The organism is Claveliimonas bilis (assembly GCF_030296775.1).
GTDB lineage: Bacteria > Bacillota > Clostridia > Lachnospirales > Lachnospiraceae > Claveliimonas > Claveliimonas bilis.
In genome coordinates this window covers 2561152-2575393 of the sequence record NZ_AP027742.1, presented here as the reverse complement: position 1 = coordinate 2575393, position 14242 = coordinate 2561152, and the positions used below count along the sequence as shown (strand labels likewise).

The following is a 14242-nucleotide window of genomic DNA, read 5'->3' as shown; positions in this document are numbered from 1 at the left end:
AAATGAAAGAGAAATTGTACAGTGCATTTATCGGGAAATATGGAGACGGCGGAGATATCCGCATGTATTTTGCACCCGGACGTGTCAATCTGATTGGAGAGCATACGGATTACAATGGAGGTCATGTATTTCCATGTGCCCTGACACTGGGAACCTATGGAGTGGCAAGGAAGAGACAGGACAGTAAACTGCGGTTTTATTCCATGAATTTTGAGAGCATAGGGATTGTGGAGTCAGACTTAAATGATCTGGTACCTGACAAAAAAGCAGGATGGACCAATTATCCAAAAGGAGTTTTGTGGGCTTTTAAGGAAAGAGGATACCAGATGGACTGCGGGATGGATGTGTTGATCTACGGAGATATTCCAAACGGTTCAGGGCTTTCTTCTTCTGCATCTTTGGAGGTGCTGACAGGGGTAATGCTGAAGGATCTGTATGGATTTGAGGTTTCCCTTCCGGACATTGCGCTGATCGGACAGTATTCCGAAAACAATTTCAATGGATGCAACTGCGGAATCATGGATCAGTTCGCAAGTGCAATGGGAAAGAAAGACCATGCGATCTTTCTTGATACCAACACACTGGAATATGAATATGCTCCGGTGAAACTGGAAGACGCCAAGATCGTGATCACTAACAGCAAGGTAAAGCACAGCCTGGTAGACTCCGCGTATAACGACAGGAGAAATGAGTGCGAGAGGGCTTTAAAAGAGCTGAAAGAGGTGACAGACATTCAGGCTCTGGGTGATCTGACAGAGGAAGAATTTGAAAAATATAAGGAAGCGATCAAAGATGATGTGTGCCGCCGGAGAGCGAAACATGCGGTATACGAAAATCAGCGTACCATTCATGCAGAAGCAGCTTTGAAAGCAGGAAATGTAGAGCAGTTTGGAAAATATATGAATGAATCCCACGTTTCTTTAAGAGATGATTATGAAGTTTCATGCGAGGAGATCGATGTGCTGGTAGAGCTGGCGTGGAAGATACCGGGAGTGATCGGATCCCGTATTACCGGAGGCGGATTCGGCGGATGTACAGTCAGCATTGTGAAAAATGAGGCAGTGGATACTTTTATCGAAGAAGTGCAGAAAGGCTATCAGGAAAAATGCCATAAGAAAGCAGAAATTTACGTGGTAGATATCGGAGATGGCGCACACCGCCTGTCATAGGGAAGAGGCAGAGCAATTTAGGAGGAAAGAGTTATGCTTTATGAGAATATAAAAAAATTAGTAGAATATGGAATAAAAACCGGACTGACTCCGGAATGTGAGAGGGTTTACACAACAAATCTGCTTCTTGATCTTTTTGGGGAGAACAATTATGAAGATGTGGAAACAGATATGGAAAACCTGGATCTGGAAGAAATCCTGGCAGGGCTTCTTGAGGAAGCGAAAGAAAGAGGACTTGTAGAAGACAGCGTTGTTTTCCGGGATCTGTTTGACACGAAGCTTATGAACTGTCTGCTTCCAAGACCGGCACAGGTACAGCAGGAATTTTGGAAGGAATATGAAAAGTCACCGGAGGCTGCGACAGAATTTTTCTACAAATTCAGTCAGGACAGTGATTATATACGGAGATACCGGGTTAAAAAGGATATGAAGTGGAAAGTGGATTCCCCTTATGGAGAGATCGATATTACCATCAATCTGTCCAAGCCAGAGAAAGATCCAAAGGCAATTGCGGCAGCAGGGGCAGCAAAGGCAGTCAGTTATCCGAAATGTCAGCTCTGTATGGAAAATGAAGGATATGCAGGACGCGCGGATCATCCGGCAAGGGAGACACACCGCATCATTCCTCTGACTATCAACGGAACCCGCTGGGGATTTCAGTATTCTCCTTATGTATATTATAATGAGCACTGTATCGTATTTAACGGTCAGCATGTGCCGATGAAGATAGACAGGGATGCGTTTGTCAAACTGTTTGACTTTGTAAAACAGTTTCCTCATTATTTCCTCGGATCGAATGCGGATCTGCCGATCGTTGGAGGTTCCATTTTAAGCCACGACCATTTCCAGGGCGGTAACTATACTTTCGCAATGGCAAAGGCACCTATTGAAATACCGGTTTCCATACCGGGATATGAGGATGTGGAGGTCGGGATCGTGAAATGGCCTCTTTCCGTACTTCGTATCCGCAGTAAATATGAGAAACGCCTGATCGACCTGGCGGATCATGTGCTTCAGGCATGGAGAAATTATACGGATGAGGAAGCCTTTATCTATGCGCATACAGAGGGGACTCCTCACAATACGATCACTCCGATTGCAAGAAAACATGGGGAGATGTTCGAGCTGGATCTGACATTGAGGAACAATATTACCACAGAGGAGCATCCTCTCGGCGTATATCATCCTCATGCACAGTACCATAATATCAAGAAAGAAAATATCGGTCTTATTGAGGTAATGGGACTTGCGGTCCTTCCGTCCAGACTGAAGGAAGAGTTGGAGATTCTGGCAGAGTATATTGTAGAAGGCAAAGAAATCCAGAGCAATGAGAAGATTGAAAAACATGCTAATTGGGTAAAATCCTTCCTTCCGAAATATGAAAATATTTCCAGAGACAATGTAATGGATATCCTGAAAGAGGAAGTTGGCATTGTATTTACTCATGTTCTGGAGGATGCGGGCGTCTACAAGTGCACAGAAGAAGGACGAAAGGCCTTCCTGAAATTTATAAACAGCTTATAAATAAATCTTTAAAAATTTTTAAGACTTCTTTTCATTAATTATCACAAATTAAGTGTACACTTAATAACAGATATTCATGGAAAGGAGTCTTTTTTATGCGTGAGGAAAACAAACCTTTAATCAGCATCGTTGTTCCCTGCTTTAACGAAGAAGAGGTGCTTCCTGTTTATATAGAAGAAATGGGAAAGATCATAGATAAAATGCAGAGGGCTGAAGTAGAGCTTATTTTTGTGGACGACGGCTCTACTGACAGGACGCTTTCGCTGCTTATGGAATTTCACAAAAGAAATGAAAAATGGCGCTACCTGTCCTTTTCCAGAAATTTCGGCAAAGAAGCGGCAATGTATGCAGGCTTTCAGGCGGCAAGGGGAGATTATGTGGCTGTGATGGATGCAGACCTGCAGGATCCGCCGGAATATATTCCCTTAATGTATCAGACTTTGAGAAAAGGGGAGTATGACTGTGTGGCCACCCGGAGAGAGGACAGAAAAGGTGAGAAAAAAATCCGTTCCTTTTTGTCGGCCTCTTTTTATAAATGTATCAATCGGATTTCAAAAGTAAAAATAGAAGAAGGAGCCAGAGATTTCCGTATGATGACAAGAAAGATGACGGATGCGGTCCTGGCTTTAAGCGAGTGCAACCGCTTCTCAAAAGGATTGTTCGGCTGGGTGGGATTTAAGACAAAGTGGCTGCCTTATCACAATGTGGAGAGAGCAGCCGGAGACACAAAGTGGTCTATTTTTAAGTTGTTTAAATATTCCCTGGATGGGATACTGGGCTTTTCCACTCTTCCTTTGTCAGCGGCGTCTTACGGCGGCATTCTGTTCTGCGGTATTGCGTTTTTTATGATCGTATTCCTTGTCATCAAGAACCTGTTCTGGCACGATCCGGTGGCAGGCTGGCCGGCTATGATGTGCGTGATCTTTCTGATCGGGGGTATACAGCTTCTGTGCCTGGGAATTATCGGTCAATATCTTGCCAGGGCCTACATGGAGATCAAGCACCGGCCAATTTATTTATTAAGGAGTTCCAGTGATGAAGAAGATCAGATGCAGGGACAAAAGGAAAATCTTATTTCCCTTGATACTTACAGCGATACCAGTCATAGTATACCTTCTGAAAATAAACGGCGGATACCTGGCCGGATCTAAAGTAGACTGGCTTTCACAGCACAGTGTATTTCCGGAATATTTCCGACAGAGATTTTACGAGACGGGAAATCTTTTTCCGGATTTTTCCATGGAGCTTGGCGGCGGGCAGAATATTTACAATTTCGCTTACTACGGCCTTTATAACCCATTGTATCTTTTGTCCTACCTGCTGCCCTTTATTGAAATGACAGATTACCTTCAGATCCTGGCGGTCCTGGAACAGATTGCAGACGGGATTTTGTGTTATGTCTGGCTGAAGGGGAATCAGTTTAAGGAAGAGGAAAGTTTTTTTGCTTCCATTGCAGTTGTTCTTGCGGGACCGGTTATTTATCATTCCTCCATGCAGTTTATGTTTGTCAGTTATCTGCCTTTTTTGTTTCTTGCACTGATTGGATATGACAGATACTGCCGTACCGGAAAGTATGCCTTTGTGACGCTGGGCGTATTGGGGATGGTGCTGAACAATTTTTATTTTGCCCTGGGAGGTGTAGCCGCTCTGGTTCTTTACGGACTGTGCGGATGGAAAAAGGAGTGGGCATCCTCCCCGGCAGTTTTGATAAAATCTTTGTGGCATCAGTTTTATCCGGCGTTTTTTGGGGGTCTTTTGTCCTTTTTTTATCTTGTCCCTACCTGCTGTGCCATGCTGGCAGGCAGGAGCGAAGGCAGCAGCGTATCCTGGAAGGAGCTTTTCCTGCCGGAGATCGAATTGGACAAGATTCTATACCATCCTTACGGAATGGGACTTACAGCGGCAGCGGTGATCGTGGTCGCGATAAGTCTGTTTTACCGGAGAAGCCGGGAGAAATATATGGCAGTGTCACTTACCGTTCTGCTGCTGTTTCCGGTTTTTGACTGGATTTTGAACGGTACTCTCTATCTTAGAGAAAAGGCGTTTATTCCCTTCCTTCCACTGGTCAGTTATCTGACAGCATCTTTCCTTGTCCGGTTCAAAAAAGGAGTGATAGCGCCGAGAAAACTGGCGGCAGGATTCGGGGCGGCGGCAATTTTTCTTATCATAGGAGTACAATATGTCAGATCATCAAAATATGATACTTATGAAATATATGTGCTTTTGTCGGATATGATCCTGATGGGGGCGGCGCTGCTGGCAGGATGGAAAATCTGGAAAAGGGCTGTGTGTACCGGGATTCTTCTGACAATGTGCTGCAGCTGTTTTTTGCAGATTTCTCTGACGAAGAAAGAACTTGTGACAGAAGCGTGGATGGAAAAATATGAGAGCGATGATGTGACAGAAGCAGTGAAGAAGGTGCTGGAAAAAGAGGACGGGCTTTACCGGACAGAGACAAGAGGAACCGCAGAACAGAATAAGGCGGCGGACAATGATATCCTGGTCCCGGGACAGAATGTAACTTCCTGCTATTCGTCGGTGACAAATCCTGATTACAAGGCATTTCGGGAAGAAGAACTTCAGTTAAGCAGGCCCACAAGAAATCTTCTTATGCAGGAATTATCAAATAATCCGTTATTTTTGAAAATAATGGGAGTACGGTACCTGATCGTAAGAGAAGGGAGCGGTGCGGAGGCACCGGAGGGATATCAGCTGATCGATACCATAAACGGCACCTGCATTTATGAAAATGAAGATGTGCTTCCGGTGGGCTATGTAACAGACCAGGTTATATCAGAAGAGGACTTTCACAATCTTTCCTGGCAGGAAAAACAGATGGCGCTCCAAAACTGCGCTGTGGCAGGAGAGGGGTCTGAGGATACCGATGCAAAAGAAATGGCAGGAACTATGCGGGAAGCTGATCTGACAGGATTTCAGGACAGCTTTCACATACAGTCAGATAAGACAGAGAAAATTACCCTTCCCCTGACGGAAAGAGAAAAGAATGACAGCCTTCTTTTTATTTCTTTTGATGTAAAAAATAACCGCCGGTCTTCTGATGTTTCGGTTACAGTACAGGGTGAGAAAAATAAACTTACAGCGAAAAGCGCTGTTTATTATAATGGAAATACAACATTTTGTTACACCTGCAGTCTGACAGAGGAGACCGACAGCTTGGAAATTGAATTAGGCAAGGGAGATTATGAGATTTCTGATATCCGGGCATGGTATGCCAGCCCAAAAGAAGAGGATACGGCCTGGTGGAAAGATGCAGGATTACAGCTTCAAAAGGACGGCGACACTCTGAAAGGGAGTTTTCATACAGAGAAAGACGGATGGCTGATCACATCCATTCCGTATGACGAAAATTTTGAAATACGCATAGACGGCAAAGAAACAACTGTTCAGAAAGTAAATGAAGGATTCACCGGAGCCAAAGTGACAGCCGGACAACATGAGATAGAGCTGATCTATCATGCGCCGGGAAAAAGAGCAGGAGCGGCGGTGACAGCAGCGGCAGCCCTTCTGCTTTTGCTGGACAGATTGTTAAAACGTAAACGGGGGACGTAGCAAAGTTTAACTTTACTACGTCTCCCGTTAATTTTTAAACGAAAAAAATTTTACAATATTTAAACTATAAGCATAGCATTATCCTTACAGTGCATGTTAAAAATGAAGACTTTCCAATAAAATAAGAATACGACTGACGGAGGTAGTGCTATGGATTATGCAAAGCTTGGACAGCGGATCAAAGAAACGCGGAAGCAGCGGAATATGTCACAGCAGGAATTATCTTATGAGATAGAGTACTCTGTTCCCCATATCAGCCATGTGGAAAATGGCAGCAGGAAACTCAGCGTAGATTTTCTGGTTAAAACAGCCAATGCACTCCAGGTCACAACGGACTGTCTTTTATGTGACAGCCTGACAGAATCGGCGAAGATTTATCAGAGTGAGATCATGGAACAGTTGGAGAATTGCAACGGAAGGGAATTGAAGATCATTAACCGGATGATTGCTGATATGAAGTCAAATCTGAAAGAAAATCTGTAAGACGGACAAAGGAACCAGTAAAAATGACAGAACCATATAAAATCGGAAACAGGATCCGTAAATTCAGAACAGAGCACGGTCTGAAACAAAAAGAGATGGCAGAAAAGATAGGTGTGGACCGTACTTCCCTGTCATCTTATGAAAATAACAAACGTGTTCCGGATATTTTTATGCTGTGCCGCATTGCTGATGTTTTTGAGATCAGCCTTGATCATCTGATCGGAAGAGAGGCACAGTAATTTATTTTTCATTTATCCTGTCACGGAATATTCCATAATATAGTCATCCATATAGAAACCGTTTCCAATGTCATTCTTTTCGGAGCGGATAGTATGAAAACCGAGATGATCATATACTTTTAGTGTATGATCATTATGTTTGTTACAGGTGAGCCAAATCGAAGAAAGATTTCTTTTACGGCAGAGTTCTGTGAGAAAATGAAAGGCTTTTGTACTTAAATGTTTTCCGCGAAAATCTTTGTGCAGATAAAGCTTGCTTAAAAAGAGTCTGCCATCTTCCGGATGTACCCCGGTATAGCCTGCCAGCTGCCCGCCATACATGATCTGATAATATTCATACCCGTCGGCAATCTGCGCTTTAAGTGCCGGATAGGACTGAAATTTTTCTACCATATAATTCACTTGTGCTTCTCCGATAATATCTGTGAAATGTTCATGCCAGATTTCTTCAGCAAGAACCGCAACCCGGCGGATGTCTTCGTCACTTTGTGCTTTCACAAATTCTACTTTTTCCATTATACCACTCCATTCTTAAAATCTTATAAACTTCCAATACAGAACATTACAATTTCTATTATAAGTGATATAATAATTGCATACAATGTAAAATTTCAGTTCGGGAGAACATTATCCACAGGAGGTACTTTATGCCTGAATTTGTCTCTTTGAAAGACGTAAAAAAAATATACCATATGGGAGAAGTAGATATTGCAGCAGCAGATGGGATCTCCTTCCAGATAAAAAAAGGCGAATTTGCAGTTGTAGTTGGACCAAGTGGTGCCGGAAAGACCACGGTGCTGAACATACTGGGCGGAATGGATACAGCCACCGGGGGCGAGGTGTGGATCGACGGAAATGATATTACAAAATACAGCGGAAAGGAACTGATCTCCTATAGAAGAGATGATATTGGATTTGTTTTTCAATTTTATAATCTGATCCCCAATCTTACCGCATTGGAAAATGTGGAGCTGGCGCTGCAGATCTGCAAAGACCCTTTGGATGCAAGAGAAGTGCTGCAGCATGTAGGCTTAGGAGAGCGGGTGGATAATTTTCCGGCGCAGCTTTCCGGAGGAGAACAGCAGAGAGTTTCCATCGCCCGGGCGCTTGCTAAAAATCCCAAACTTTTGCTGTGCGATGAGCCTACAGGTGCTCTGGATTACAATACAGGAAAGGCGATTTTAAAATTACTGCAGGATACCTGCCGCCAAAGAGGAATGACAGTGATTCTTATCACGCATAATTCGGCAATTGCGCCTATGGCGGATCGCGTGATCAAGATTAAAAACGGAAAGACAAAAGAAATCGTGGAAAACCCCCATCCGGTTCCGGTAGAAACGATAGAATGGTAGGGATTGTATGAAGAAAAAAAGGAATATGTTACATAAGGACTTCTTCATGGAGATCAAAAAGTCCCGGGGCCGTTTTATTTCTATCTTTTTCATTGTAGCGCTGGGAGTTGCTTTCTATGCGGGAATCCGATCTTCCGAACCCAGTATGAGAGTTTCCGGTGATGCCTATTTTGACAAGGAACATCTGATGGACATTAAAGTCATGGGAACGATGGGGCTTACGGAAGATGATATTGAAGAAATAGAAAAGACGGAAGGCGTTGAGGCGGCAGAAGGAGCCTACAGTACGGATGTGCTCTGTTCCGTGGGAGATACGGAAAAGGTTGTCCATGTCATGTCCATACAGGAAAATTTTAATGATGTGCAGGTAGCGGAAGGGCAGCTCCCTCAAAAAGAGGGAGAGTGTCTTTTAGATGAGGACTTTGCAGCCAGCGAAGGGTACAAAGTGGGGGATACCATCACAGTTTCCTCCGGAAGCGGCGACTCTCTTTCGGATACTCTCACAACAGATACTTATGAAATTGTGGGAATCGGAAACAGCCCTCTTTATATTTCCTTCGGGAGAGGCAGCAGTACGGTAGGAAACGGCGAAGTCAGTGGTTTTATTGCGGTGCCGGAAGAGAGTTTTTGTATGGATGTCTACTCGGAGGCTTATGTCCGGGTGGAAGGAGCGGCCGATGAGACGGCATTTACCGACGAATATGAATCAGTTGTTTCTGAAACGGCAGACCGTCTGGAAGAAATTGCCGACGCCAGGTGCGAAGTGCGGCGACAGGATATTATGGATGAGGCCTACGAAGAAGTGGACGACGCACAGCAGACGGTAGACGAGGAATCAAAAACCCTTGCAGATGCACGGAAGGAACTGGAAGATTCTAAAAGCACGGCTGCAAAAGAGCTTGCAGACGCCAGAAAACAGTTGGAGGATTCCCAGGAGCTTCTCGAGCAGTCCAGGCAGCAGATTGCAGATGGGGAAGCCCAGCTTAAGTCAGGAAAGCAGGAACTGATTTCCCAACAGGCTTCGCTGGATGAGGGGAAACAACAATATGAAAGCGGTGCGGCACAGCTGGAGCAAAAAGAAAGCGAGCTGCAGAGCGCAAGGGCAGCTTATCTTGTAGAATACAATCAGAAAATGCCTCTGATCACCGGGGCGAAGCAGGAAATTGCCAGGCAAAAACAGGAGCTGGATGAGCAGAAAGAATTGCTGGAACAGGGAAAGGGCGAGATCAACTCATCTCTGGAACCGTTGAAGCAGCTGCAGGCTGCTTTTCAAACCTGCCAGGATAATATTGACCAGGTTACAGGACAGATGGAAGAAGGCGCGGTGCATTATGAAGAAATCCTGAAGATTCCGGAGGAGGAAAGGACACAGGAGGAGACAGAATTTCTGGAACAGTGGGATTCTGTAAAGGCCGGACTGGAAGAAAGCCTTGCCGGATGGAATCAGCAAAAAGATGCTCTGACCGCACAGATGCAGGGACAGGGCATTGAAAGTGAAGAGGCTCTCAATACAATGATCGCGGCTCTGGAAAGTCAGCTTGCAGATCTTGAGAAGAAGGAACAGGAGCTGGAAGCGGGAGAACAGCAGCTTCTTGAAAAAGAACAGCAGCTGACAGCCGGCGAACAGGCGCTTATAGAAGCCGGGAAGCAGATCCGGGATGGCGAGGCTCAGCTTAAGCAGGCAAGAGAGGAGCTGGATGCATCGAAAAGACAGATCGATGCCGGGCAGGCCCAGATTGATGCAGCGTGGGAGATGCTAAACGGTCAGGAAAAAACTCTTCAGTCAGGGAAAAACGAACTGGCATCCGGTGAAAAAGAAATTCAGGACGGATGGTCCGAATATGAGAAGGCGGCAGCTGAGGCAGCGCAGCAGATCGCAGACGGAGAAGCAAAGATTGCGGACGGTGAGAGACAGCTTGAGGAGGCAAAGCAGGAAATCGCCGATGCCAGAGCAGAAATAGAAAAGATCGAAAACCCTGAATGGTATGTGCAGGACAGGAGCAGCGCACTGGCGGAGTATGACGGATACGGGGACAACGCCGACAGGATGAGAGCTATCGGGCAGGTATTTCCGGCTGTATTCTTTCTGGTAGCGGCGCTTATCAGCCTTACTGCTATGACAAGAATGGTGGAGGAGCAGAGAATCCAGATCGGAACGCTGAAAGCTCTTGGATACAGCAAATTGGCTATTGCGGGGAAATATATTACATATGCTCTAACAGCTACTCTGGGCGGAAGCATTGTCGGTGTACTTTTAGGAGAAAAGATCTTTCCGTGGATCATCATATATGCTTATAAGATCATGTATCAGCATATTCCCGATATGCTTGTGCCCTATCACATGAGCTATGCATTGCAGGCAATTTTGATCGCTGTGCTCTGTACTCTTGCGGCAACACTTATGGCCTGTTATAAAGAACTGGCAAGTGTTCCGGCCCAGCTGATGCGTCCTCCGGCGCCAAAACAGGGGCAGAGGATTCTTCTGGAGAGAGTGGGACTGATCTGGCGGCATTTGAATTTTACGTGGAAATCTTCTATACGAAATCTGGTCCGCTATAAAAAACGGTTTTTTATGACAGTGTTTGGTATAGGAGGCTGCATGGCTCTGATGGTAGTGGGCTTTGGGCTGAAGGACAGCATTTTTGAGGTCCCGGATCTGCAATATCAGGAGATTCAGCATTATGATGCCGCAGTTTACTATGATGATGGATTATCTGCAGAGGAAAAAGATGAGATCGTAAATGCGGTAAAGGACGAAAAGGCTGTAGACGGAGAACTCCAGGTCCGGATGCAGAATCTGGAGGTGAAATCAGACAGTGAAACTCTGGATGTCTATCTTACAGTACCGGAAAGTACAGAACATATTGAGGATTTCCTTACATTCCGAAGCAGAACCTCATCAGAATCCTATACGCTGGAAGGCGAGGGAGCTATCCTGACAGAAAAAGCGGCGGAAGCCCTTGGCGTGGAAACCGGAGATACCGTGAAGCTGGAAGATAACGGTCTTGGTGAAAAGGAAGTGACGGTAGAGGCTATCTGTGAAAATTATATAGGACATTACATTTATCTGTCACCGGAATATTATGAGGAGCTATTTGGAGCACAGGCAAAATATAATGGAGTCCTTGTGAAACTGCAGGATGGAAAAGAAGATCAGGCGGAACAGATCGGAAGCCGTCTTCTGGACAATGAAAATGTGCTGAATATCAGTTACACTACCAGTATAGAAGGCAGGCTGGATGATATGCTTCAAAGTTTAAATCTGGTCATTGTTGTACTGATCATATCGGCCGGAATGCTGGCTTTTGTAGTACTTTATAATCTGAATACCATTAATATTACAGAAAGAAAACGGGAACTTGCAACCATCAAAGTACTGGGATTTTATGACATAGAGGTGGCTTCCTATGTATACCGGGAGAATATTCTTCTCACATTGATAGGAGCCCTTGCGGGAATGGGGCTTGGACGGCTTCTGCTTCAGTTTATTATTGTCACTGTGGAGGTAGACGAGATCATGTTCGGCAGAGTGATCCATTTCCCGAGTTATCTGTACAGCCTTCTCTTTACATTGGGATTTTCCATGTTCGTAAACTGGGTAATGTATTTTAAACTGAAGCGCATTGATATGGTAGAATCCTTAAAGAGCGTGGAATAAATTTATGAAATTTTTATATTTTTAAGGGAATTATTAGCACTCTTGTCAAAAGAGTGCTAATTTTTTATTGACATTTAAAACAGAGGGTATTATCATATTTTTTAGACGAGAAAAAGAGAATTTATAAGGAGTGATATAAATGGCAGCAAAAAAAGGAAATTTATCTATCAGCAGTGAGAATATTTTCCCAATCATTAAGAAGTGGGTGTATTCTGATCACGACATCTTCGTCCGTGAGATGATCTCAAATGGGTGCGACGCCATCACAAAGCTGAAAAAGCTTGATATGATGGGAGAATATCAGATGGCGGATGATTATAAACCGCAGATCCAGGTGATCGTAAATCCGGAAGAAAAGACACTGAAATTTATCGATAATGGTATCGGTATGACAGCAGATGAGGTGGAAGAGTACATTACTCAGATCGCCTTTTCAGGAGCAACAGAATTTTTGGAAAAGTACAAGGACAAAACAACGGAAGATGACATGATCGGACATTTCGGACTTGGATTTTATTCAGCGTTTATGGTGGCTGATGAAGTTCATATCGATACTCTTTCCTATAAGGAAGGATCCGCGCCGGTGCACTGGGTCAGCAATGGCGGGACAGAATATGAGATGTCAGACGGAAATAAAGAAGGAGTCGGAACGGAAATTACTCTTTTCCTGAATGATGACAGCCTGGAATTTGCAAATGAGTATCGTGTAAGAGAAGTTCTGGAGAAGTACTGCTCTTTTATGCCGGTGGAAATTTTCCTGTCCAAAGCCAATGCGGAGCAGGAATATGAGACGATCGATGAGGCTGACCTGAAAGAGGATGACGTTGTTGTAGAACGGATCCATGAGGAAGCCAAGATGGAAGAGAAGGAAAATGAAAACGGGGAGAAAGAAATGGTAGAAGTATCCCCGGCAAAGGACAAAGTAAAGATCAACAAGCGTCCGGTTGCGATCAATGACATCCATCCTCTCTGGACAAAACATCCGAATGAATGTTCCAAGGAGGATTATATAGAATTTTACAGAAAGGTGTTCCTGGACTACAAGGAGCCGCTCTTCTGGATTCATTTAAATATGGATTATCCTTTCAATTTAAAGGGTATCCTTTATTTCCCGAAGATCAACACAGAGTACGATTCCATTGAGGGAACCATTAAGCTGTATAACAACCAGGTATTTATTGCTGATAACATCAAAGAAGTGATTCCGGAGTTCCTGATGGTATTAAAAGGAGTGATCGACTGTCCGGATCTTCCGTTGAATGTATCAAGAAGCGCGCTTCAGAACGATGGATTTGTGACAAAGATTGCAGATTATATCTCCAAAAAGGTAGCTGATAAACTGAGCGGCATGTGTAAGACTGACAAGGAAAATTATGAGAAATACTGGGATGATATCAGTCCGTTTATTAAATTCGGCTGCCTGAAGGACGAAAAATTCTGTGACAAGATGATGGATTACATTCTCTTCAAGAATATCGACCATAAATATATGACTCTGAAAGAGTGTGTAGAGGAAAACGGCGGAACTTTAATCGATCCGAAGGATCAGAAAGAGGAGACAGAGGGTGAAGAGAAGAAGGAAGAGCCGAAGACTACTATCTATTATGTGACAGATGAACAGCAGCAGAGCCAGTATATCAATATGTTCCGCACTCAGGGACTGGATGCGGTGATCCTGAACCACAATATCGACTCTCCGTTTATCACACAACTGGAACAGAGGAACCAAAATATACAGTTCCAGCGCATCGATGCTGACATTACAGAATCTGCAAAGGAAGAAGTGAAGGAAGAAGAAAAAGAAAACTTCCAGAAAACAGCGGATACTTTAACAGAGGTCTTTAAAAAAGCTCTGGATAATGATAAACTGAATGTAAAGGTTGAAAAACTGAAAGATGACAAGGTGGCTTCTATGATCACTCTGTCAGAGCAGAGCAGACGTATGCAGGAAATGATGAAAATGTACGGCATGACGGGAATGGATCCGTCCATGTTCGGTACAGACAGTACGCTGACTCTGAATGCCAACCATCCACTGGTCCAGTTTGTAGTTGAAAACAAAGATAATGAGAAGGTTCCGGTGATCTGCAGACAGCTTTATGATCTGGCAATGCTGGCTCATAAGCCTTTAAGCCCGGAAGAGATGACAGCTTTTGTACAGAGAAGCAATGACATTATGATGCTGCTGACAAAATAAAAGCGGATGGGACACTCTTTTGACAAGAGAAGAGGATGACAGAACAAAAA

General features: G+C 44.2%; 10 protein-coding genes. 9 read left to right on the top strand and 1 reads right to left on the bottom strand.

What is annotated here, in order from left to right; all coding sequences use genetic code 11:
• Positions 1-2 precede the first annotated feature (2 nt).
• The 6 genes from R2J37_RS12425 (at position 3) to R2J37_RS12400 (ending at position 6985) form a co-directional block, all read left to right on the top strand.
• The gene (locus R2J37_RS12425; RefSeq protein WP_316265319.1) at positions 3-1169 is read left to right on the top strand and encodes a galactokinase; all 1167 of its coding nucleotides are present in this window, start codon (positions 3-5) and stop codon (positions 1167-1169) included.
• A 33-nt stretch (positions 1170-1202) separates the two neighbouring features.
• Entirely contained in the window at positions 1203-2693 is a 1491-nt protein-coding gene (gene galT, locus R2J37_RS12420; protein WP_316265317.1) for a UDP-glucose--hexose-1-phosphate uridylyltransferase, read from the top strand.
• 95 nt (positions 2694-2788) lie between these two features.
• Positions 2789-3844, top strand: coding sequence for a glycosyltransferase family 2 protein (locus R2J37_RS12415; protein ID WP_230105392.1), 1056 nt, complete (start codon positions 2789-2791; stop codon positions 3842-3844).
• On the top strand, positions 3729-6263 hold the full coding sequence (locus tag R2J37_RS12410) for a YfhO family protein (protein WP_316265315.1): 2535 nt from the start codon (positions 3729-3731) through the stop codon (positions 6261-6263). Before R2J37_RS12415 ends, R2J37_RS12410 begins: the two co-directional genes overlap by 116 nt.
• A gap of 150 nt (positions 6264-6413) precedes the next feature.
• The gene (locus tag R2J37_RS12405; RefSeq protein ID WP_230105394.1) at positions 6414-6746 is read left to right on the top strand and encodes a helix-turn-helix domain-containing protein; all 333 of its coding nucleotides are present in this window, start codon (positions 6414-6416) and stop codon (positions 6744-6746) included.
• A 23-nt stretch (positions 6747-6769) separates the two neighbouring features.
• Entirely contained in the window at positions 6770-6985 is a 216-nt protein-coding gene (locus R2J37_RS12400; RefSeq protein WP_230105395.1) for a helix-turn-helix domain-containing protein, read from the top strand.
• A 12-nt stretch (positions 6986-6997) separates the two neighbouring features.
• Here R2J37_RS12400 and R2J37_RS12395 read toward each other — a convergent pair whose 3' ends face one another.
• Complete coding sequence (locus R2J37_RS12395) at positions 6998-7501, bottom strand: GNAT family N-acetyltransferase (protein WP_316265312.1); 504 nt, start codon at positions 7499-7501, stop codon at positions 6998-7000.
• Between the two features lie 131 nt (positions 7502-7632).
• Here R2J37_RS12395 and R2J37_RS12390 point away from each other — a divergent pair, with 131 nt between their 5' ends.
• The 3 genes from R2J37_RS12390 (at position 7633) to htpG (ending at position 14192) form a co-directional block, all read left to right on the top strand.
• Positions 7633-8337 (top strand): ABC transporter ATP-binding protein, encoded by a 705-nt coding sequence (locus R2J37_RS12390; protein WP_230105397.1) that lies wholly within the window; start codon positions 7633-7635, stop codon positions 8335-8337.
• Positions 8338-8383: 46 nt separating this feature from the next.
• Positions 8384-11995 (top strand): FtsX-like permease family protein, encoded by a 3612-nt coding sequence (locus R2J37_RS12385; RefSeq protein ID WP_316265310.1) that lies wholly within the window; start codon positions 8384-8386, stop codon positions 11993-11995.
• Between the two features lie 139 nt (positions 11996-12134).
• Entirely contained in the window at positions 12135-14192 is a 2058-nt protein-coding gene (gene htpG / locus R2J37_RS12380) for a molecular chaperone HtpG (RefSeq protein ID WP_316265309.1), read from the top strand.
• Positions 14193-14242 lie beyond the last annotated feature (50 nt).